Here is a 20770-nt window from a genome sequence, read left to right as displayed (position 1 = left end):
GCAGGAGCCTGCGCGGACGTGTCGGCGGCTGACAACGGCAGGTGGGGTGCCGTCAGACGGCCAGGCGCTTGCGGCCCTTGGCGCGGCGTGCGTTGATCACGGCGCGGCCGCCACGGGTCTTCATGCGGACCAGAAAGCCGTGGGTACGGGCGCGGCGGACTTTGGATGCTTGGTAAGTGCGTTTCATGATGGTTTCCTGATTCCCTGTTTGCGCCGGTTTCCGCATGAAGGCATGCAAAAACCCGGCGAGCGCTGGGGGAGCGAGTTTCGGATGGCCCCCGAAAGACGCTGTGAAGGCTTTTCAGGGAAACCCGCAATTATCGCAAACATTGGCCGCCGGAACAATCTTCGACTGGATTTGCGGGCCTTTCCATGTGCAGCGCAGCATGTGGATAAGGTTTTGACAAGTTAGAATGCCCAGCGCCTTCCAGCAGAGAATATCCACAATACCTATACAAGAAATGCCCGAGGGTTCCATCACTTTTTTAAGCGCCCATGTCGACTGACGGCATCGGCGAAAGCCTGTGGCAGGCCTGCGTCGACCAGCTCGCGCAGGAGCTGTCCGAGCAGCAGTTCAACACCTGGATCAAGCCCCTCACCGCGCAGGTCGCCGACGACCTTTCGCGCATGACGGTGTTCGTCGCCAACCGCTTCAAGCTCGACTGGATCCGTGCCCAGTACGCGGGCAAGATCGCGGCCATGGCCGAGAAGATGTACGGCCAGCCGGTCACCATCGAGTTAGCGCTCGCTCCGCGAGAAACCCCCGTCCGTGTTGCACCCATGGCCATCATGGCCGAAACGGATGTGCCGCGCGACGTGGCCGGCCCGGGCGAGGAACCGGCGGCCGCCGGCTTCAAGAACCGTCTCAATTCGGGGCTCACTTTCGACACCCTGGTCGAGGGCACGGCCAACCGCATGGCGCGCGCCGCGGCCATGCACGTGGCCGGCATGCCGGGGCACCTGTACAACCCGCTTTTCATCTACGGCGGCGTCGGCCTGGGCAAGACCCACCTGATGCACGCTGTGGGTAACCGGCTGCTGGCCGACCGGCCCGATTCCAAAGTTCTCTACATCCACGCCGAGCAGTTCGTGTCGGATGTGGTCAAGGCCTATCAGCGCAAGACTTTCGATGAGTTCAAGGAACGCTACCACTCGCTCGATCTGCTGCTGATCGACGACGTGCAGTTCTTCGCCAACAAGGACCGCACGCAGGAAGAGTTCTTCAACGCCTTCGAGGCCCTGCTGGCCAAGAAGTCGCACATCGTGATGACCAGCGACACCTATCCCAAGGGGCTGGCCGACATCCACGAGCGGCTGGTGTCGCGCTTCGATTCGGGCCTCACGGTGGCGATCGAGCCGCCCGAGCTCGAGATGCGCGTGGCGATTCTGATCAACAAGGCCCGCGTCGAAGGCACCGAAATGCCCGAGGAGGTCGCCTTCTTCGTGGCCAAGAACGTGCGCTCCAACGTGCGCGAACTCGAAGGCGCGCTGCGCAAGATCCTGGCGTACTCGCGCTTCAACCAGAAGGAGATCTCGATCGCCCTGGCACGCGAGGCGCTGCGCGACCTGCTGTCGATCCAGAATCGGCAGATCTCGGTCGAAAATATCCAGAAGACAGTGGCCGACTACTACAAGATCAAGGTCGCCGACATGTACAGCAAGAAACGCCCGGCCAGCATTGCGCGGCCGCGGCAGATCGCGATGTACCTGGCCAAGGAGCTCACGCAGAAGAGCCTGCCGGAAATCGGCGAGCTGTTCGGCGGTCGCGACCACACGACGGTGCTCCACGCAGTGCGAAAGATTTCGGGCGAGCGCCAGCAGCTCACCGAACTCAACCAGCAGCTGCACGTCCTCGAACAGACCCTCAAAGGCTGAAGCCGAATGTCATCAAGAACGCCCCTCGCGACAGCGGAGAATGGCGTCCTGAAAGCTGATTCAAAGAGATAAGAGAAGAGGAAGAAGACATGATCGTTTTGAAGGCAACCCAAGACAAAGTTCTTGCCGCGCTGCAGTCGGTGGCCGGCATCGTGGAGCGGCGTCATACCCTGCCGATCCTGGCCAATGTGCTGATCCGCAAGACCGGCGGCCAGCTGCAGCTGACCACCAGCGACCTCGAGATCCAGATCCGCACCACCGCCGAGCTCGGCGGCGACGAAGGCAACTTCACGACCACCATCGGTGCGCGCAAGCTGATCGACATCCTGCGCACCATGCCGGCCGACCAGACCGTGAGCCTCGAGTCGAGCGCCAGCAAGCTCGTGCTCAAGGGCGGCAAGAGCCGCTTCACGCTGCAGTCGCTGCCCGCCGAAGACTTCCCGCTGGTGCAGGAAGCCGCCAATTTCGGCCCCGTGTTCAGCGTGCCGCAAAAGACGCTGAAAGACCTGCTCTCGCAGGTCTCGTTCGCGATGGCCGTGCACGACATCCGCTACTACCTGAACGGCATCCTGTTCGTGGCCGAAGGCAAGCAGCTGAGCCTGGTGGCCACCGACGGCCACCGCCTGGCGTTCTCGTCGGCCATGCTCGACGTCGAAGTGCCGCGCCAAGAAGTGATCCTGCCGCGCAAGACCGTGCTCGAAATGCAGCGCCTCTTGTCCGACGCCGAAGGCGCCATCGAGATGCAGTTCGCGAACAACCAGGCCAAGTTCAGCTTCGGCGGCATGGAGTTCGTCACCAAGCTGGTCGAGGGCAAGTTCCCCGACTACAACCGCGTGATTCCCAAGAACCACAAGAACACCGTCACGCTGGGCCGCGCGCCGCTCCTGGCCAGCCTGCAGCGCACCGCCATCCTGACCAGCGAGAAGTTCAAGGGCGTGCGCCTGAACATCGAGCCGGGCACGCTGCGCATCGCGTCGAACAACGCCGAGCAGGAAGAAGCCCAGGACGAGCTCGACATCGACTACGGCGGCGACAGCATCGAAATCGGCTTCAACGTCACCTACCTGATCGACGCGCTGTCGAACATGGACCAGGACATGGTCAAGCTGGACCTGGCCGACTCCAACAGCTCGGCCTTGTTAACCATCCCCGAGAACGCATCTTTCAAGTACGTCGTGATGCCGATGCGCATCTAGACCCTGGAAAACACAGCGCCTTGCGCACACGACCCGCGGCCCCCCGCGGGTTTGCGCTTTCAAGAGGCGGCGAATTGAGCTTTTGAGAGCCCGAAAAATCACGGGAAACCCGTGAGAGACAGAGGAATATCCGAATGAGTGCAGAAGAGAACAAGCCCGACGTGCCGCACACCGAGCCGGTCTATACCCCCGAAATCCAGATCGTGGCGCCCGAAGGCGTCCCCGCCGACTCCAGCTACGGCGAAGGTGCGATCACGATCCTCGAAGGTCTGGAAGCCGTGCGCAAGCGCCCGGGCATGTACATCGGCGACACCTCCGACGGCACGGGCCTGCACCACCTCGTGTTCGAAGTGGTGGACAACTCCATCGACGAAGCGCTCGCGGGCCATTGCGACGACATCGTCGTCACGATCCACTCCGACAACTCGATCTCCGTCACCGACAACGGCCGTGGCATTCCCACCGGCGTGAAGATGGACGACAAGCACGAGCCCAAACGCTCGGCCGCTGAAATCGCGCTCACCGAACTGCACGCCGGCGGCAAGTTCAACCAGAACAGCTACAAGGTGTCGGGCGGCCTGCACGGCGTGGGCGTCTCCTGCGTGAACGCGCTGAGCGTGAAGCTGCGCCTGATCGTGCGCCGCGAAGGCAAGATCCACGAGCTCGAATTCAGCCGCGGCTTCGTGCAGAACCGCCTGCTCGAGACCGTGAACGGCTTCGAGGTCTCGCCCATGAAGGTCATCGGCGACACCGACAAGCGCGGCACCGAAGTGCACTTCCTGCCCGACACGGAAATCTTCAAGGAAAACAACGATTTCCACTACGAAATCCTGAGCAAGCGCCTGCGCGAGCTGAGCTTCCTGAACAACGGCGTGCGCATCCGCCTGCTCGACGAGCGCACCGGCAAGGAAGACGACTTCTCCGGCGCCGGCGGCGTGCGCGGCTTCGTGGAGTTCATCAACAAGGGCAAGACCGTCCTGCACCCGAACTCGTTCTACGCAGCAGGCGAAAAGCCGGCCGACACCTACGGCGGCATCCCCGGCACGCACATCGGCGTCGAAGTGGCGATGCAGTGGAACAGCGGCTACAACGAGCAGGTCCTCTGTTTCACCAACAACATCCCGCAGCGTGACGGCGGCACCCACCTCACGGGCCTGCGCGCCGCGATGACCCGCGTCATCAACAAGTACATCGAAGAAAACGAGTTCGCGAAAAAGGCGAAGGTCGAGGTCACCGGCGACGACATGCGCGAAGGCCTGTGCTGCGTGCTGAGCGTGAAGGTGCCCGAGCCGAAGTTCTCCAGCCAGACCAAGGACAAGCTGGTGTCCAGCGAAGTGCGCGCACCGGTGGAAGACATCGTCGGGCGCCTGCTCACCGACTACCTGCAGGAACGCCCGAACGACGCCAAGATCATCTGCGGCAAGATCGTCGAAGCAGCCCGTGCCCGCGAAGCCGCGCGCAAGGCCCGCGAAATGACGCGCCGCAAGGGCGTGCTCGACGGCATGGGCCTGCCGGGCAAGCTGGCCGACTGCCAGGAAAAGGACCCCGCCCTGTGCGAGGTCTACCTGGTGGAGGGTGACTCCGCCGGCGGCTCCGCCAAGCAGGGCCGCGACCGGAAGTTCCAGGCCATCCTGCCGCTGCGCGGCAAGATCCTGAACGTCGAGAAAGCGCGCTACGAAAAGCTGCTCACCAGCAACGAAATTCTCACGATGATCACCGCGCTGGGCACCGGCATCGGCCGCGCCGGCGCGACCACCGCGGGCGGCGGCGCGGACGACTTCAACGTCGCCAAGCTGCGCTACCACCGCATCATCATCATGACCGACGCCGACGTGGACGGCGCCCACATCCGCACGCTGCTGCTCACCTTCTTCTACCGGCAGATGCCCGAGCTGGTCGAGCGCGGCCACATCTACATCGCGCAGCCGCCGCTGTACAAGGTGAAGGTCGGCAAGGAAGAGCAGTACCTGAAGGACGGCCCCGCGCTGGACGCCTTCCTGCTCAAGGTGGCCCTGAAGGACGCGAGCATCGAGACCGGCGGCGCCGCCTCGACCACGCTGTCGGGCGACACCCTGGCCGAGCTGGCGCGCAAGCACCAGGTGGCCGAGGCCGTGATTGCGCGCCTGCGCAACTTCATGGACGCCGAAGCCCTGCGCGCCATCGCCGACGGCGTGGCGCTCGACCTCGACACGCCGGCCGCCGCCGAGGCCTCGGCCGTGGCCCTGCAGGCCAAGCTGCGCGAGCTCAACACGACCGGCGTGCCGGCCGAGGTGAGCAGCGAGTTCGACGCCCGCACCGACAAGCCGCTGCTGCGCATCAGCCGCCGCCACCACGGCAACATCAAGTCCAGCGTGATCTCGCAGGACTTCGTGCACGGCGCCGACTACGACGCGCTGGCCCAGGCCGCCAACACCTTCCGCGGCCTGCTGAGCGCCGAAGGCGCGCTGGTCAAGCGCGGCGAGGGCGAACGCGCCAAGGAAGAGAAGGTCGACGACTTCCGCCAGGCCATGAAGTGGCTGATCGGCGAAGCCGAGCGCGCCACCTCGCGCCAGCGCTACAAGGGTCTGGGCGAGATGAACCCCGAGCAGCTGTGGGAAACCACCATGGACCCGACCGTGCGCCGCTTGCTGCGCGTGCAGATCGACGACGCGATCGAAGCCGACCGCGTGTTCACGATGCTGATGGGCGACGAGGTGGAACCGCGCCGCGAGTTCATCGAGCAGAACGCGCTGCGCGCGGCGAACATCGACGTCTGATCGATCGATGGCGCGGCACCGGCGGTGTCGCGCTGTTCACCAAAGGGCGCCTGCAAGCGCCCTTTTTTTTGACTCCTCCTACTGCTTGCGCTGCACGAACAGGTTGCGCTTCGCGTCCTCCGGGTACGCGAAGCTGATCTGCCCGTTGCGCACCACGCCCATCACCAGCATGTTGGGCGACAGCGCATCCTTGTCGTTTTCCGAGAACGACTTGTCGTAGGTCGTGACCACGCCGTAGTAGGGCCGCTTGGGCTGCTCGAGCGCGGCCTTGATGAACGGGCCTTCGAGCTTGCCGCTGGGCACGTTGAACATCGCGTGGGCCAGCAGGTAGGTAGCGTCGTAGGCCTGCGCGGCGGCCATCGGCACCGGGATGCGCTTGGTGTTGAATTTCCGCGCGTAGTTGGAGAGAAACGACGAGCGGCGCTCGTTGCTCGGCTCGGCGATGAAGCTCTGCGCCATCAGCGCGCCTTCGGACGCTTCCCGGGCGCCCTCGATGAAAGAAGGGAAGGACAGCGTCCAGGCGCCGACCTGCGGCACCTTCCAGCCGATGGCCTGCCGGCTGCGCGCGATCACGGCGTTCTCGGGGCCCACGGTGTAGCTGAAGATGACGTCCGCGCCGGCCGCCTTGGCCTCCGACAGCTCCTTCGTCAGGTCTTTCACCCCAAGCGGAAATCTCCCCACGTACACGGGCTTGAGGTGCTTGGCCGCCAGCGCCTTCTCGACATCCTTGGCGCCCGCCTCGCCGTAGCCGGTGCTGTCGTGCAACACGGCGACCCGTTTCCAGCCGCGCGCCAGCAGGTCGTCGACCACGAAGGGGGCCTGGATACTGTCTTTGGGCGAGGTGCGAAATACGTAGCTCGTGGCCGGCGGATAGGTCGAGGTCAGCGGCGAGCCGGTGGCGCAGGGCACGATCAACGGCAATTTCGCGTCATTGAAAACGGCCAATGAATTCATCGCCACGCCGGTATTGCAGAAGCCGATGGTCGCGACCACTTTTTCATTGACGAGGGCCTGGGATTGCGAGCGGCCGGTGTCCGGATTGGCCTGGTCGTCCTTGATCACCAGTTCGAGCGAGCGGCCCAGATACCCGCCCACGGCATTGATTTCGTCGACGGCCATCTTCACGCCGTTGAGCATGGGCAGGCCGAAATCGGCCGACGGCCCGGTGAAAGGGCCGATGACGCCGATGCGGATCGGCACCGGCTGCTCTGCGCTTGCCTGGGCGGCCAGTCCCAAAGCCATCAGCAAAAAAACGAATCGGCGATTTGGATGAAGCATTTGGTTTGCACGCTTTGAAAGGAAGCGCCGAGCCTAATTTCTTTGTGCGCCCGCCAATAGCTAGGGAATGCCCAGTCAATTGCGCACCAATTCCGTCTTTTGTTGCCAATTCAGCACAGGCCGTGGGGCCGGCGACAGACCGTAAAGCGCTCGCTCGGGGCGCGCCCGCGAGCCCCGTCTCAGGGTTTCCGATGAAAGACACCCGAAAAGTGCGACCGGCACCCGTCACACGGGCGTCACCAGCTATGAAAACAATAGCATTCACCTGCGCAACGCAGAAGCTTCCTCGTAAACGCTATATCTAGCCCGACTCTTGCTAAGCAAAATTCCTGACGGATTTCCTGTCACGCAAGATCGAGGACACACAGAGCAATGAACCCCAAGCGTTTCCAACAGCCCGTGGCTGCACTGGTTCTGGGCGCCGCATCGGTCGCCGCGGCCTTCCTCGTGGCCGTGTCGCCGGCCCATGCGTTCTCGAACCCGCCGATCCAGGTCGCGCAGGGCATCGAATACATGTGCGGCGGTGCCGCCAAGGGCGAGGCCGCCTTCCTGGAAATGGTCGCGCCGCGCTGGGCCGCGACCATCGACTTGCGCGTGAACGACGGCAAGGGCGCACAGCAGGCGGGTTTCCCGGCCAAGGCAGCAATCCAGATCCGCCAGAAGTACACGGGCCAGACGGTGATGGAAGTGCAGACGCAGGCGCCCTACATGCTCGCGCGGCTCGAACCGGGCGCCTACGACGTCGACGTGACGCTGGGCGGGCTCACGCTCACGCAGCAACTGGTCGTGATTGCCGGCATTCCGGCGCGGGCCTCGTTCGTCTGGCCGTCGAACTTCGACATGGCCTCGGTCGCGCCACCGCTGCCCCAGGCGCTGGCACAAACCGCCGCGCGCTGACCCGACGCGGGCCGCGACGGCCCGCGCGCAGTTAAGCCTTCCTTAAGTCGTGCCCGGCACAGTGCCTTCCTGCGTGGCGTGTCGCCACCACCGCCCGGAAAGGAAGGCTCCGATGTCTCTCACCACCAACCCCCTGTTTCTGTTCTCGCACGCCCGGCCCGTGGCCGCGGCGGCTGGCGCCGCCTTGCTGGTGCTGCTCGGCGGCGCGCTCTCGGCGCAGCCGGCCCAGGCCGCGATGAACCCGCCGATCCACATGGCGCACGGCGTCGAATACATGAGCGGCGGCATCGGCCAGGACGAGGCGCAGCTGATGGAAACCGTGTCGCCGCGCTGGCCCGCGAGCTTCGAATTCGCGATCAATGACGGCCGCCGCGCCGATTTCGCGGCCGGCGTGCACGTGACGGTGCGCGACAGCCACGGCACCGCGCTGCTCGACAACGTGGTCTCGGGCGGCCCGTTCATGGTGGCGCGGCTTGAGCCGGGCCGCTATGAAGTGGAGGCTCGCATCGGCGGCCAGACGCTCAAGCAGACGCTGCTGGTGTCGCCCGGTGCGCCGGCCAAGGCGCTCTTCGAATGGCCGGCGGGCACCGACATGGCGTCGGCCGGCACGCGCACGGTGCGGTAAGCGCGGCGGCACCTCGCCGCAGCGGACACCGAAGCGTCGCGCCCGAGTCGCCCCAACGCCCGCTATCCGGTTGCCCTGCGCTATAGAAAAAATAGCGACCCAGGCAGCTTTCGACGCCTTGAATGCGCGGCATGCGCCTTGCAGATGACGTGTCCCGGGCAATGCCCGCGTCCCCCCAGTCCTCATGCCGATCCGTCCCCTGAGCGTCCTGACCGCGCTGCTGCACGTCTACATCGCGCTGCGCCTGCTGCCTGCGCTGGCGTCGCTCACGCCTGCGTGGCCGTTGGCGCTCGTGCTGCTGGCGGTGTCGGCGGTCACGATGCCGCTGCCCTTCGTGTCGCGCAGCCACCGCGCCGACCGCAAGGCGAAGCCCGCGGGCGAGACGCTGCACTGGATCGGCCTGATCAGCATGGGCTGGTTCTCCTCGCTGTTCGTGCTCACGCTGGTGCGCGACCTCGGCCTGTTGCTGGCCTGGCTGGCGAGCGCGCTCGGCGGCCTGCAGGTGCCCTGGGACCGGGTGACGCCCTGGAGCGCGCTGGCGGTGCTGGTGCTGGCCACGGGCGTGTCGCTGGTCGGCTTCGTCAACGCGCGCCGCACGGCCGGCGTGAAGCAGGTCGACGTGCCCATTCGCGGCCTGCCCGCGGCGCTGGCCGGCTTCACGATCGCCCAGCTCAGCGACATCCACGTGGGCCCGACGATCCGCAACGGCTACATCCAGCGCATCGTCGACGCGGTGAACCGGCTCGGCGCCGACGCCATCGCGATCACCGGCGACCTGGTGGACGGCAGCGTGCCCGAGCTGCGCGAGCACATCGCGCCGCTGGCGGGTCTGCGCGCGCGCCACGGCACTTTCGTGGTCACGGGCAACCACGAGTACTACGCGGGCGCGCACGCCTGGATCGACGAGCTGCGCCGCCTCGGCCTGAAGGTGCTGCTGAACGAGCACGTGGTGCTGCAGACGCGCAACGTGCGCGGCGCGCAGACCGACGAAGAGCTGTTCGAGAGCGCGCTGGTGCTGGCCGGCGTGACCGACTTCACCGCCGGCCATTTCGACGCCGCGCACGCGAGCGACCCGCACCTGGCGCTGTACGACGCGCCGCCGCTGGTGCACACGCGCGTGCTGCTGGCGCACCAGCCGCGCAGCGCGCCGGTGGCGGCCGCGGCCGGCTACCAGCTGCAGCTGTCGGGCCATACGCACGGCGGCCAGTTCTTTCCGTGGAATCTGTTCGTGCCGATGCAGCAGCCGTTCACGGCCGGCCTGCACAAGCTGCACGACATGTGGATCTACGTGAGCCGGGGCACCGGCTACTGGGGGCCGCCGAAGCGTTTCGGCGCGCCGTCGGAAATCACGCTGGTGACGCTGGTCCCGGCGCAACCCTGAAACGCAGCGGCGTCAGGCCTGCAGTTCGGCCAGCAACCGCCGTGCGTTCGACGTGGCCGCTGTGTGGATCGGCTTGAGGCCTTCGCGCGCAATGCGCGCCGCCACGCCCGTGAACTGACCCATCGTGCTGGCGCCGCGCGCCGTGGCTTGCACGAGCGCATCGCCGTGCGTGGCCGCCTGCGCCGGCGTGAAGCTGCCGGCCAGCGAGAAGAGCGCCGTGGCGCCCTGCAGCCATTGCTGCCATGCGCGCTGGGCCAGCGAGGCCTGGCTGCTGTGCCACTGCCGGGCCATCGCCAGGCCGGATTCGCTGGCTGCCGCTAGCTTTTCGTGGCCCATCAACTGGAACTCCGCGAGGTCGGCAGCGCTGGGCGTGAGCCCGGCTTTCGCGATGCGCTCGGAGCGCATGCGGATCACCGTGCCGGACGACAGCAGGGTCTCGTGGGTCTTGAGGGCCAGGTCGACCCATTGCATCAGCGGGCTGGCCACGCGGGCGGTGGTACTGAAGGACGACATGGGAAGAGGGCACGTAGGGGAACAGAGGGCCACTATAGGCCTGCAAAGTGAAAATTGTTGCAGTGCAACATTTCCTGACCGTCATTTCACCGATCGATTGCTTTCTGCGGGCAATATTTAACGTTTGTTGTGGTTGTTGCCGGCATCCGCGCGCAAACGCCGTGCACGCGCCTCGGTGACGAGGTAGGCGACGAGCGCCACGGCCAGCGGCAGCAGGTAGTACAGCGCGCGGTAGGCCAGCAGCGCGCCCAGCAGCCGGGTGCTGGGCACCTCGTGCGCCAGCAGCGCGACGAACACCGCCTCCAGCACGCCGAGCCCCGCCGGCACGTGCGTGACCACGCCCGCCACGGCGGCGACCAGCAGCACCGCGAGCACCTGCGGATACCCGACCTCGCCCTGCAGCAGAACCCAGATCACGCCGCCGATGAGCGACCAGTTGACGCACGACATCGCCAGCTGCAGCAAGGCCATCGGCAAGCTCGGCGTGCGCAGCGCATGGCCGCGCACGCGCCAGACGTGGCCATCGGAGAACGCGCACAGCGCCAAGTAGGCCAGCGACACCATGAGCAGCACCGCGCCGAGCATGCGCAGGCCGCCGCCGTCGATCTTCCAGTCGGGCGGCAGCGCCATCGGCCAGAAGCAGAACGCCGCGCCGGCCACCACGAGGTAGCCGAGCCAGTTGGTCAGCATGCTGAAGCCCAGCACGCGCGTGATGGTCTCGTTGCCCAGCCCCAGGCGCGAGTACAGCCGGTAGCGGAAGGCCACGCCGCCCACCAGCGAGCCGAAGTTGAGGTTGAAGGCGTAGCTGATGAAGGTCACGCCGACCACGGTGCCCGCGCCGAGCCGGTGCTTCGTGAGGTGGCGCCCGAGCAGGTCGTAGGTGCTGTAGAGCCCGAAGCTGGCGGCGGCCAGCGCGCCGGCCGCGAGCAGCGTGGTGCCCGGCAATGCGCGCAGTGCGGCGAACACCTCGGCCCAGTCGATGGTGCGCGCCTGCTTCAGCAGCAGCCAGGCGATGGCGCCGAAGAAGGCCCAGATCGCCACGCGCCGCGCCCACGGCCACCAGGGCCGGTGCGTGAGGGCGAGGGATGCGCTCATGCCGTCTCCGTGCGCGCCGCGCCCTCGTCGCCGTGTTTCTTCTGCTGCGCCATGAGGTCGGTCGCCTCGGCCGGCGTCAGGCGCGGTGCGTGGCGCGGCAGCCGGTTCAGCCACGACGGGTACCAGCGCAAGAAGTGGAAGACGAAGAAGCTGCGCACCAGCCGCCAGCCGCTCCATTCGCTGGCCAGATCGTGCGTGCCGATCTGCTTGCAGCTGTGCTGCATGAGATGGTCCATGCGCTCCCACAGCACCTTGTTGAACGCGGTGTCGCGCACGACCACGTTGGCCTCGAGGTTGAGCGACAGGCTCAGTGGGTCGAGGTTGCTCGAGCCCACGGTGCTCCAGCGGTCGTCCATGAGCGCGACCTTGCCGTGCAGCGGGCGGTCGCAGTACTCGTAGATGCGCACGCCCGCGTGCAGCAGGTGGTGGTACAGCATGCCGGCGGCCGTCTTCACGATCGGCATGTCGGGCTCGCCCTGCAGGATGAGGCGCACGTCGACGCCGCGCCGCGCCGCGCGCCGCAGCTCCTTGATGAGCCGGTAGCCCGGAAAGAAGTACGCGTTGGCGATCACGATGCGCTCGCGCGCGGCGCGGATCGCGGCGCGGTAGTGGCGCTCGATGTCGTTGGTGTGGCGGCGGTTGTCGCGCGTGACGAAGATCGCGTCGGCCTCGCCCGCCGCGGCCTGCAGCTGCGACACGGGCGGTGCCTGTTTCAGCCTTCTCCGGAACCAGCCCACGCCCTTGCCGCCGACGGCAATCGCGCGCAGCACGAACTGGTGGATCTCGGCCACGATCGGCCCCGCCAATTCGACCGCGTAGTCCTGCTTGGCCTTGGGGCCGAAGTCGAGCAGGTGGTCCTCGGAGTAGTTGATGCCGCCCACGAAGGCGCGCTCGCCGTCGACCACCACGATCTTGCGGTGCATGCGGCGGAACACGTTGAGCCGCTGGCCCAGGAAGCGCTGGCCGGGGTCGAACACGCGCACCTTGACGCCGGCCGTGGCCAGGCTCTCGAGGTACGCGTGCGAGAGGTCGGGCGAGCCGAAGCCGTCGATCATCAGGTCGACCTTCACGCCGCGCTGCGCCGCCGCGCGCATGGCCGCGTGCAGCGCCAGGCCCACCTTGTCCTCGAACAGGATGAAGGTCTCGATGATCACTTCGCGCCGCGCCGAGCCGATGGCCTCGAACACGCGCGGAAAGAATTCCTCGCCGTTCTCCAGCAGGTCGATGCGGTTGCCGCCGGTCCAGTGGCCGGCGCGCTCGGGGGTGTCGCGCATGGGGGCCTCGCTGCTCACAAGTCGATGTCCGCCACCAGCGGGGCATGGTCCGACAGGTGCGACCAGGGCCGGCGCGGCAGCACCACGGGCGCGTGCGCGCCCGCATTGCGCACGTAGATGCGGTCCAGCGGCAGCAGCGGCAGGCGCGCCGGGAAGGTGCGTGCGGCGCGGCCGTGGGCATGCACGAACACCTCGCGCAGCGACGCGCCTTCGGCCAGCACGTCGTGTGCGCGGGCGCGCCAGTCGTTGAAGTCGCCGGCCACGATCAGCGGCGCGTCGGCCGGCACCTCGTCGCGCACGATGTGGCACAGCAGCTCCAGCTGCTGCTGGCGGTGCGCCTCGGCCAGCCCCAGGTGCGCGCAGATCGCATGCACGTCGACCGTGCGCCCGGGCAGGCGCAGCACGCAATGCAGCAGGCCGCGTTTCTCGGGACCGCTCACCGACACGTCATGGTTGCGGAAATGCACGATCGGAAACTTCGACAACACGGCGTTGCCGTGGTGCCCCTTCGGATACACCGCGTTGCGCCCGTAGGCGAACTGCGGCCACATGGTGTCGGCCAGGAATTCGTAGTGCGGTGCCTCCGGCCAGTTGTTCACGGTGCGCGAATGGCGCGCGTGCGTGCCCATCACCTCCTGCAGGAACACCACGTCGGCGCCCACCGTGCGCACCGCGTCACGCAGCTCCGGAAGGATGAAGCGGCGGTTCAGCGCCGTGAAGCCCTTGTGGGTGTTCACGGTCATGACCTTGAGCGAGGCCGGTGCGGCGGCGACAGCGGCCTCGGGCAGCGGGGAAGTGATGGGGGAGGACATCGGTGTTCCCGTTGTACGTGGCCGCGCCCGCGCCGACTGTAGGAACGCGCCACCTTCTTCGCGTGCCTTTCACGCAAGGGCGGCGGGCTCCTACAGGCAGGCCTGCCGCACCCCCACACAGCGCCCGAAACGAGGCTCCTACGGTGGTTTCAAAGCCGATGCCAACGCGCTCGGCTTTGTGCCTTTTTTCATCTGCAAAGGAGCTTTCCATGATGACCACCCTGCAACGCCTGACGATCCCCACCGCGCTGCTCGCCGCCCTGCTGGGCGCGGGCCTCGCCCAGGCCCAGAAACCGGCGCCCGTCGAACCGATGGCGGGCGACAGCTCGATGCCCGTCTCGCGCGAAGCCGTGAAGGCCGAGGCCCGCGCGCAGAACCGCAACAACGCCAACAGCGTGGTACCCAAGGGCGAGGCCAGCACCACCGTGAACCACCAGCCCAACGCGATGCCGTCGCCCACCGGCGAGCGCTCGCGCGCGGAGGTGCGCGCCGAGACGCAGCACGTGAAGCCGCGCTTCGGCCAGCCGGGTGAACGCCCGGCGGTGCCGACCAACCCGACCGAGAAGACGGGCACGCCGCAGTAACACCGCGCGCCCACGAAAAAGCCCGCGATGCTTCACGCATCGCGGGCTTTTTTCTGCCCTTTCCTGGAGGCCGGCTCCCTTCAGCCGGCCGCCTGGTCAGCCTCAGCTCTTGGCAGGCGCCGCACCGTGGTGGCCTTCATGCCCACCGCGATGGAAGCGATGGCCGTGGCCCGCGAACTTCGCGGTCTCGGCGTCGAAGGTCTTCTGCTGCTCGGGCGTCAGCGCGGCGTAGAAGGTCTTGGTCGCTTCGGCGCGCTTGGCGAACCGGGCGCTGCGCTCGGCCTGGCGGGCCTGCATGTGCTCCAGGCGCTGCGGCGTGGTCAGCTTGGCGAACTCGGCGCGGTCCATGCGCTGCGGGCGGGCAGCACCGGCCGGCGGCTGGCTGGCCTCGGTGAAGCTGCTCCACGCGCCTTCCTGGGCACTGGTGAGCTTGAGCTTGTCCTTCAGCGCGGCCAGGCGCTTGGCACGGTGCTCCTTCATGCGCTCCATGCGCTGGGCCGGGTCCATGCGCTTGTGCTGCGCCTTGGGTGCGGCGGTGGCATCGGCGGGGGCCGTGGCAGCCGTGGGTGCGGCGGTCGACGGCGCGGTGGCGGCCGGCGCCTGAGCGAAGGCACCCGAAGAGGCGAGGGCGGCCGAACCCAGCAGGCTGGCCCAGACGATGCGTTGGCGAAGAGAGATCATGAGAGTCGCTTCCTTTCGAAGAAGTCCGCCACCAAAGGGCAGCGGGTGAGACGAAGTGTGGAGCGCCTCTGTAACGCGTCCGTGAGCCGAACGTGAGCGTGCGTAAAGAAGCATGAACCGCAGCGCGGGCCCGCGGCCTGCAGCGTGACTTATTTGGGCCTGGGCGCCTTCAACCCGCGGTCGGGCGCCTGCAGCTTGCCGGCGCGCAGCGCCGCCACCGCAAGCACCACAGCGCGCGCGACATTGCGCACCTCTTCCTGCACGTCGGCATCGGCGTCCAGCGCCTCGTGGCTGGTGGCATAGGGCGCGTAGTAGCCGATGTAGCGATCGAGCCGCGCCTGCGCGCCGGCGTCGACCAGGCCCATCCAGTCGAGCCAGTCCGTGAGGTTGCGGCGCAGGCCCTCGGGGCCGGCCACGTCGCCGTGCACCACCACGCCGTAGACGCGGCCTTCCAGGTGCTTGGGGTAGCCCCAGCCTTCGAGCTCCAGGGCCTTGGCCTCGTCGGGCTTCTTGCCGTGCGTGCTGGTGGGGTCGGGGTTGCCGCCATCCGCGCACACGAGGCGGTCGATCATGAGCTTCAGCGGGCTCGCGGCCTGGTACCAGTGCGTGGGCGTGAGCACGATCACGCCGTGGGCGGCCACCCAGCGTTCGTAGATCTCGTTCATCCAGTCGCCGGTCTGGCGCAGCGCGTGGTTGGGGTAGCAGCTGCAGGGCCAGTGGCACAGCGGCATCGCGGTGGAGACGCAGCCCTTGCACGGGTGGATGTGGCGGCCGTAGTCCGACGTGAGCCGGCTCAGGTCGAGCACGTCGACCTCGATGCCGCCGCCTTCGAGCACCTCGCGCGCGCACTGCGTGAGGCGCCAGGTCTTGGAGATTTCACCGGGACAGGTGCCGTCGTTGCGCGGCGAGCCGTTGACGAGCAGCACGCGCGAGCGCGTCTCGGGCCGGCCCCAGGCGTCCTGCGCCGCGTCGATGCGCGCGCGGGCGTCGAGCCAGTCGACCGAGAGTTCGTAGTCGGGGTCGGCATAGCCCGGCCCGGCGCGGCGCGTGACGGGCGCCTTGCGGCCTTCGTCGTAGGCTTTCCAGGCGATGTCTTCCAGGCGCCGCAGCGCCTCGGTCTCGGCCCGGAACGCCGGGTCGTGGAAGCTCTGCATGAAGCGGTCGTGGAACTCGGCGCGCTGCAGCATCGGCGGCGCCTGTCCCTTGCGTATCGTGGGAGGCATGACCGCAATCTAGGCCGCGCACCGGCCGGCGCGAACCGAACGTCGCGCCGTCTTTCGGTAGGCGAGCGACTACAGGCTCAGCCGAGTTTCCCGTTCTGGAAGTCGTGCACCGCCTGCTTGATCTGCTCGGGCGTGTTCATCACGAAAGGCCCGTACTGCGCAATCGGCTCGTTCAGCGGACGGCCCGCGATGAGCAGCGCGCGCGCCGGGCTGTGGTTGCTGGCGCCGGCGCGCAGCACCGTGCCGTCGCTGCCGGGGTCGTTCGCGAGGATGGCCATGCGCCGCGTCGGCACCTCGCTGCCCGCGATCCACAGCGATTCGCGGAACACGTAGACCAGCGCGTTGTGGTCGGGCGGCAGCGGCTGCGCGAACTCGGCGCCGGGCGGCAGCGTGATGTCCAGGTACAGCGGGTGGGTGTGCGCGCGCTGCTCCGCGCCCACGACGCCGTGGCTGGTGCCGGCGATCACGCGCACGTGCGCGCCGCTGGCGGTCGTGAACTCGGGGATCTCGCTGCTGCGGATGTCGCGGTACCAGGGCTCGCGCATCTTGTCCTTGGCGGGCAGGTTGAGCCAGAGTTGAAAGCCTTCCATCAGCCCTTCTTCCTGCTCGGGCAGCTCGCTGTGCACGAGGCCGCGGCCGGCCGTCATCCACTGCACGCCGCCGTTCTCGAGCAGGCCTTCGTGGCCCGCGCTGTCGCGGTGGCGCATGCGCCCGGCGATCATGTAGGTGACCGTCTCGAAGCCCCGGTGCGGGTGGTTCGGAAAGCCGCCGATGTAGTCGCCCGGGTTGTCGCTGCCGAAGGCATCGAGCATCAGGTAGGGGTCGAGCCGCTTCTGCAGCGGCTGCTGCAGCACACGGGTGAGTTTGACGCCGTCGCCGTCACTGGTGGAAACACCGGCCACGATGTGGTCGATGCCGCGCGGGGTGGCGACGGGATCGGTGGGGTGGTGGTGGGCGTGGACGTTCGTCATGCCGTCCATGGTGGCACCAAAGGCCCGACCGCGCCACCGGTGGGGATGCCCGCCGCCCGGAGCGGTTCAGCTCAGCGCGGCCACTGCTGGCGCTGCCAGTAGCAGTACTGCCAGCGTGTCTCGAAGCCCGCGCGGCGGTACAACGCCAGCGCGGGCTGGTTCTGCGCGTCGACCTGCAGGAACACGCGCTCGACGCCGCGCGCCAGCGCCGCCTGCGCCAGGCCGGCGAGCACGCGCCCGGCCAGGCCGCGCCCGCGTTGCGACTGTTCGGTGCGCATGCCGTGCACGCTGGCCCAGCCGTGGCCGAAGGCCATGGCGCCGGCCGCCACGGTGGCGCCGTTTTCGCGCACGCTGGCAAAGAGCGAGCCCGTGGCGCGCGACAGCGAACGCACGCGGTGCACGCCGTCGACCGGGTCGAAGCCTTCGCCCAGGAACAGCGCGGCCCAGTCCGGATCGGGCGTCGCGTCGACGTCGGCCAGCCGCGCGTCCGCCGCGACGAGGTCGCGCATGCGCCGCGCCGAGCCGGTCTGCACGCAGGTCGGGCTGTCGGCCATGTAGTGCCGGCGCGCGAGTTCGGCGCGCAGGGTGTCGAAGCAGGCGGCGTCGGCCAGCCGCAGCGCGGGCGCGACCTGGCGGCTGTCGCAGCGGTCTTCGATGCGGTCGAGCGTGGCGGGCTCGACCGGGTCGCGGTGCAGCGGCACGGCCGAGCGGGCGCGCTTGACGGTGCCGCGGTCGAAGGGCAGCAGCCAGCCGTCGAGCTCCTCGCAGGCCTCGGGGGCCACCGCCGCCACGGTGGCGCGTTCGATGGCCTCGATGTCGTGAGGGCCAATGCTCATTGCACGGCCTCCGGCGGCGCGTACTTGGCCGCAGCCACGCTCTTGAGCAGCGCCTCGCGCTGGTTGCGGCTGATGCCGCGCACGCTCTCGGCCACCCACTTGGTGCGGTCGGGATCGATCTGGCCGTCGCGCCGCCATTGCTCGAGCACGGCCTGCGGCTTGTGCAGCATGGCCGCGAGCCAGACCGCCTGCGCCGGTTCGAGCGTGCGTGCGCTGCGCTTGAAATAGCGCCGCGCCGCGGCCTCGCCGCCGCAGAGGTTGCCACCCCACGGGGCGTTGTCCAGGTACAGCTGCAGGATGCGGGCCTTGCCCAGCGTCTGCTCCATCTCGACCGCGTAGAGCAGCTCGCGCAGCTTGCGCTCGGCCGTGCGGTCGCTGCCGGTGACCAGCAGCTTGGCCAGCTGCTGCGTGAGCGTGCTGCCCCCGCGCCGGGTCTGGCCGGGCTTCTGGTTGTGGTCGATCGAGGCGAGGATTTCGGTCAGGTCGTAGCCGGCGTGGCTGAAGAAGCGCTGGTCTTCCGCCGCGATGACCGCGCGCGCCAGCCAGCTGTCGTTGGCCAGCTTGGCCGACGGGCCGCAGCTGGTGCGCGCGCCCAGCATGGCCTCGGTGCCCAGCCCTTCGACCGTGAACTGGCCGATGGTCGGCTGCACCGCGAAGGTGGCGTCGGGCAGCAGCAGCTGCGCCTGCAGCGCCAGCGTGCCGCCGATGCGGGCACGCTGCAGCTCGGGCAGCGCCGGCACGAGCACGGCGTACCAGCGGGCGATGGGCGCGTCCTGCACGCGGACGTCCAGCTGCAGGTTCTTCGGCGCGAGGCGGCCGGTCCAGGTGCCCTGCAGCAGGGCGTTGCTGTCGGCCGCCTGGGGTGTGGCCTCGAAGGTGCCGGCCAGCGTGTTGCCGTCGCGCCGCACGGTGGCCACCAGCCGCTCGACCTTGATCGGCTGCGTGCCCAGCGCCGGCACGTCGGCGCTGCACGGCGCGCAGCGCATCTGCTGCTGGCCGGTTTTCTCGTCCCAGGTGAAATGCACGGTGCCGAAGCGGGTGTCGAGCGCGTGGCCGTTCAGCCGCGGCGCGAACCAGGACGAGGTCGCCAGGCGCACCGCGGTGGGCACGCCGATCTCGAACGACAGCGGGCCGGCCTTCACCGTGGTGCTCCATTCGCCCGCCGCCGGCGCAAGGGCGATCTTGGCGATCAGGAAGATGGCCACCAGGGCGGTCAGGACGAGGGCCAGCAGCCCGAAAAGCACGAATCGCAGGGTCTTCTTCACAAACACGTTCTCATCACATCGGTCTTGCCACGGTGACAGCTTGCCACGGACCGTGCGACTGGCCGCTGGCCGCCGCCCAGTACCAAGCCGAAGTGTCGGTGAAAGCCGTGCCTTGGGCGTCGACGATGCGCTCGCAGACGCGGAAATTTGCCGTACCGTGCCGTTGCGCCACAAAACAGCGCCACATCCGCGCTTGCGCGTCGCGTTCCAGCCGCGCCTGCTCGATGCGGTAGCCCAGCGCGCGGTAGCAGTCGGCGGCCGGATGCAGCATGCGCGTGGGCCGGTTCACGGCGCGCATCACCAGCGTCTGCTGGCCGTCGGTCATGCGGCCGATGGCGCCCGGAAAGCGATCGGCAAAGCGCTGCTCCACCTCGCTCAGCGCCAGCGGGCGCAGCGGCACGCCGTCCCACTGGCTCGGCCATTCGTGGGAACCCACGGCGTCGGCCTCTTCGGCGGGCGCGCGCAGCGCTGCGGCAGCCGACCAGAGCACGCACAGCAGCATCGCCAGCGCGAAGGCGCTCTTGTGGCCCACGCGGTTGATGAAATGGTTGGCGAACCAGCGCTCAACGAACGGTATCGACACGGCGGCCTCCTTCGGCGGTGATCAGGCCCGGCAGCGGGCGGTCGAGTTCGATGCGCGGCGCAACGCGCGCCGGCACCATCAGGCGCGCGATGGCGCCGCAGACCACGGCCAGCAGCACCAGCCCCAGCGCGTTGTGCGCCCAGGGCGCGAGCGCATGGCCGGCGCCTTCGCAGGCGATCAGCACGCTGTTGCGCACGATGTTGCCGGCCAGCACCAGCAGGCCGACGGCCGGCAGGCGGCGCAGGAAGGCGCGGTCGCTGCGCCGCGCCCACAGCGCGACCGCGCAGGCCGTGAAGTAGCCCAGCCACACCATCTGCACGCCCGAGCAGGGCGCGTCGACGATCACCAGGCGGCCGTCGACCATCAGCGTCGCGCCTTCGCGCGCCACCTCGAACCCGGGCGCGAGCAGCCAGCAGCTGGCCTCGGCCGTCACGACGCGCAGCGGGTAGCCGGCGTAGAACTGCAGCGACGACAGCAGCGGCAGCGCCAGCACCGACAGCCCGGCCACCGGCAGCGCCGCCACGCCGCGCGGCAGGAAGGCAAGCAGCCCGGCCGCGAGCGAGAGCACCGCCACCAGGCCCGAGGCCAGCGGCGGCAGCGCGGGCAGGCCACCCCCGCCAGTGCGCAGCAGCGTGGCGAGCACGGTGCCCACGCCGGCCAGCGCCAGCCAGCCCAGGCGCGGCGAGGCGCGCAGCTCGCGCCGGCACTGCCAGGCGAGCGCGGCCAGGGCGACCAGCGCCACGAGGCCCAGCGGATCGTCGGAACCGTCCTGCAGGCGGCGCGCCATCCAGGCCCAGGTGGGCGCGAGCGCGGCGCACTGCAGCGCGAGCCAGCCGAAGGCTGGCGTGCGGTCGATGCGGATGGCCCAGTCCACGACGCGCGGATGGTGGTGGGCCAGGGTTGCCAGAGACATGGTCGTGCGTCC

Annotated in this window: 20 protein-coding genes; 7 read left to right on the top strand and 13 right to left on the bottom strand. The window is 68.4% G+C overall.

Annotated elements, in window-relative coordinates; translation table 11 throughout:
* Nucleotides 1-52: 52 nt before the first annotated feature.
* Nucleotides 53-187, bottom strand: coding sequence for a 50S ribosomal protein L34 (rpmH, locus tag AC1RAA_RS19355; protein WP_007834827.1), 135 nt, complete (start codon nucleotides 185-187; stop codon nucleotides 53-55).
* Between the two features lie 308 nt (nucleotides 188-495).
* Here rpmH and dnaA point away from each other — a divergent pair, with 308 nt between their 5' ends.
* From dnaA to gyrB, 3 genes are all read left to right on the top strand, one after another.
* Nucleotides 496-1875, top strand: a complete 1380-nt coding sequence (gene dnaA, locus AC1RAA_RS19350) for a chromosomal replication initiator protein DnaA (RefSeq protein ID WP_062480418.1) — start codon at nucleotides 496-498, stop codon at nucleotides 1873-1875.
* A gap of 89 nt (nucleotides 1876-1964) precedes the next feature.
* Entirely contained in the window at nucleotides 1965-3071 is a 1107-nt protein-coding gene (gene dnaN / locus AC1RAA_RS19345) for a DNA polymerase III subunit beta (protein ID WP_056574900.1), read from the top strand.
* 134 nt (nucleotides 3072-3205) lie between these two features.
* Nucleotides 3206-5827, top strand: coding sequence for a DNA topoisomerase (ATP-hydrolyzing) subunit B (gene gyrB / locus AC1RAA_RS19340; protein WP_159279089.1), 2622 nt, complete (start codon nucleotides 3206-3208; stop codon nucleotides 5825-5827).
* 78 nt (nucleotides 5828-5905) lie between these two features.
* Here gyrB and AC1RAA_RS19335 read toward each other — a convergent pair whose 3' ends face one another.
* On the bottom strand, nucleotides 5906-7069 hold the full coding sequence (locus AC1RAA_RS19335) for an ABC transporter substrate-binding protein (RefSeq protein WP_487847711.1): 1164 nt from the start codon (nucleotides 7067-7069) through the stop codon (nucleotides 5906-5908).
* A gap of 408 nt (nucleotides 7070-7477) precedes the next feature.
* On the opposite strand from AC1RAA_RS19335, the gene AC1RAA_RS19330 reads away from it, so the two are divergent.
* From AC1RAA_RS19330 to AC1RAA_RS19320, 3 genes are all read left to right on the top strand, one after another.
* Nucleotides 7478-8002 (top strand): hypothetical protein, encoded by a 525-nt coding sequence (locus AC1RAA_RS19330; protein ID WP_070063968.1) that lies wholly within the window; start codon nucleotides 7478-7480, stop codon nucleotides 8000-8002.
* Nucleotides 8003-8114: 112 nt separating this feature from the next.
* Nucleotides 8115-8627 (top strand): hypothetical protein, encoded by a 513-nt coding sequence (locus tag AC1RAA_RS19325; protein ID WP_492730071.1) that lies wholly within the window; start codon nucleotides 8115-8117, stop codon nucleotides 8625-8627.
* Nucleotides 8628-8811: 184 nt separating this feature from the next.
* Entirely contained in the window at nucleotides 8812-10008 is a 1197-nt protein-coding gene (locus AC1RAA_RS19320; RefSeq protein WP_492730069.1) for a metallophosphoesterase, read from the top strand.
* A gap of 12 nt (nucleotides 10009-10020) precedes the next feature.
* Here the strand turns inward: AC1RAA_RS19320 and AC1RAA_RS19315 are convergent, their stop codons facing one another.
* The 4 genes from AC1RAA_RS19315 to AC1RAA_RS19300 all read right to left on the bottom strand — a co-directional run bounded on the left by AC1RAA_RS19315 (nucleotide 10021) and on the right by AC1RAA_RS19300 (nucleotide 13702).
* Nucleotides 10021-10521: a polyhydroxyalkanoate granule-associated phasin gene (locus AC1RAA_RS19315; RefSeq protein WP_492730067.1), complete on the bottom strand. Its 501-nt coding sequence runs from the start codon at nucleotides 10519-10521 to the stop codon at nucleotides 10021-10023.
* Between the two features lie 117 nt (nucleotides 10522-10638).
* Nucleotides 10639-11616: a lysylphosphatidylglycerol synthase domain-containing protein gene (locus AC1RAA_RS19310; RefSeq protein WP_159279084.1), complete on the bottom strand. Its 978-nt coding sequence runs from the start codon at nucleotides 11614-11616 to the stop codon at nucleotides 10639-10641.
* On the bottom strand, nucleotides 11613-12890 hold the full coding sequence (gene clsB, locus AC1RAA_RS19305) for a cardiolipin synthase ClsB (RefSeq protein WP_492730065.1): 1278 nt from the start codon (nucleotides 12888-12890) through the stop codon (nucleotides 11613-11615). Before clsB ends, AC1RAA_RS19310 begins: the two co-directional genes overlap by 4 nt.
* 14 nt (nucleotides 12891-12904) lie before the next feature.
* Nucleotides 12905-13702, bottom strand: coding sequence for an endonuclease/exonuclease/phosphatase family protein (locus AC1RAA_RS19300; RefSeq protein WP_062480435.1), 798 nt, complete (start codon nucleotides 13700-13702; stop codon nucleotides 12905-12907).
* 209 nt (nucleotides 13703-13911) lie between these two features.
* Between AC1RAA_RS19300 and AC1RAA_RS19295 the strand changes: the two genes are divergently transcribed.
* Nucleotides 13912-14286 carry a serine/threonine protein kinase gene (locus tag AC1RAA_RS19295; protein WP_235944255.1) on the top strand — a complete coding sequence of 125 codons (375 nt, stop codon included), beginning with the start codon at nucleotides 13912-13914 and terminating at the stop codon, nucleotides 14284-14286.
* A 102-nt stretch (nucleotides 14287-14388) separates the two neighbouring features.
* Here AC1RAA_RS19295 and AC1RAA_RS19290 read toward each other — a convergent pair whose 3' ends face one another.
* The 7 genes from AC1RAA_RS19290 to xrtQ all read right to left on the bottom strand — a co-directional run bounded on the left by AC1RAA_RS19290 (nucleotide 14389) and on the right by xrtQ (nucleotide 20758).
* A complete protein-coding gene (locus AC1RAA_RS19290) occupies nucleotides 14389-14967 on the bottom strand; it encodes a Spy/CpxP family protein refolding chaperone (RefSeq protein WP_095743018.1) in 579 nt (192 codons plus the stop codon).
* Nucleotides 14968-15116: 149 nt separating this feature from the next.
* On the bottom strand, nucleotides 15117-16190 hold the full coding sequence (locus tag AC1RAA_RS19285; RefSeq protein ID WP_492698577.1) for a flavodoxin family protein: 1074 nt from the start codon (nucleotides 16188-16190) through the stop codon (nucleotides 15117-15119).
* A gap of 77 nt (nucleotides 16191-16267) precedes the next feature.
* Nucleotides 16268-17161: a pirin family protein gene (locus tag AC1RAA_RS19280; RefSeq protein ID WP_062480448.1), complete on the bottom strand. Its 894-nt coding sequence runs from the start codon at nucleotides 17159-17161 to the stop codon at nucleotides 16268-16270.
* 71 nt (nucleotides 17162-17232) lie between these two features.
* A complete protein-coding gene (locus tag AC1RAA_RS19275) occupies nucleotides 17233-17997 on the bottom strand; it encodes a GNAT family N-acetyltransferase (RefSeq protein ID WP_070063960.1) in 765 nt (254 codons plus the stop codon).
* On the bottom strand, nucleotides 17994-19262 hold the full coding sequence (locus AC1RAA_RS19270) for a biosynthetic peptidoglycan transglycosylase (RefSeq protein WP_139702967.1): 1269 nt from the start codon (nucleotides 19260-19262) through the stop codon (nucleotides 17994-17996). Before AC1RAA_RS19270 ends, AC1RAA_RS19275 begins: the two co-directional genes overlap by 4 nt.
* 13 nt (nucleotides 19263-19275) lie before the next feature.
* Entirely contained in the window at nucleotides 19276-19845 is a 570-nt protein-coding gene (locus AC1RAA_RS19265) for a hypothetical protein (protein WP_062480445.1), read from the bottom strand.
* Complete coding sequence (gene xrtQ, locus AC1RAA_RS19260) at nucleotides 19826-20758, bottom strand: exosortase Q (RefSeq protein WP_492730061.1); 933 nt, start codon at nucleotides 20756-20758, stop codon at nucleotides 19826-19828. Before xrtQ ends, AC1RAA_RS19265 begins: the two co-directional genes overlap by 20 nt.
* Between the last annotated feature and the right edge of the window lie 12 nt (nucleotides 20759-20770).

Source organism: Variovorax sp. GW823-FHT04F07 (assembly GCF_058795995.1).
The sequence above is the reverse complement of the archived record's forward strand: the minus strand, read 5'-3'. Positions and strand labels throughout refer to the sequence as shown.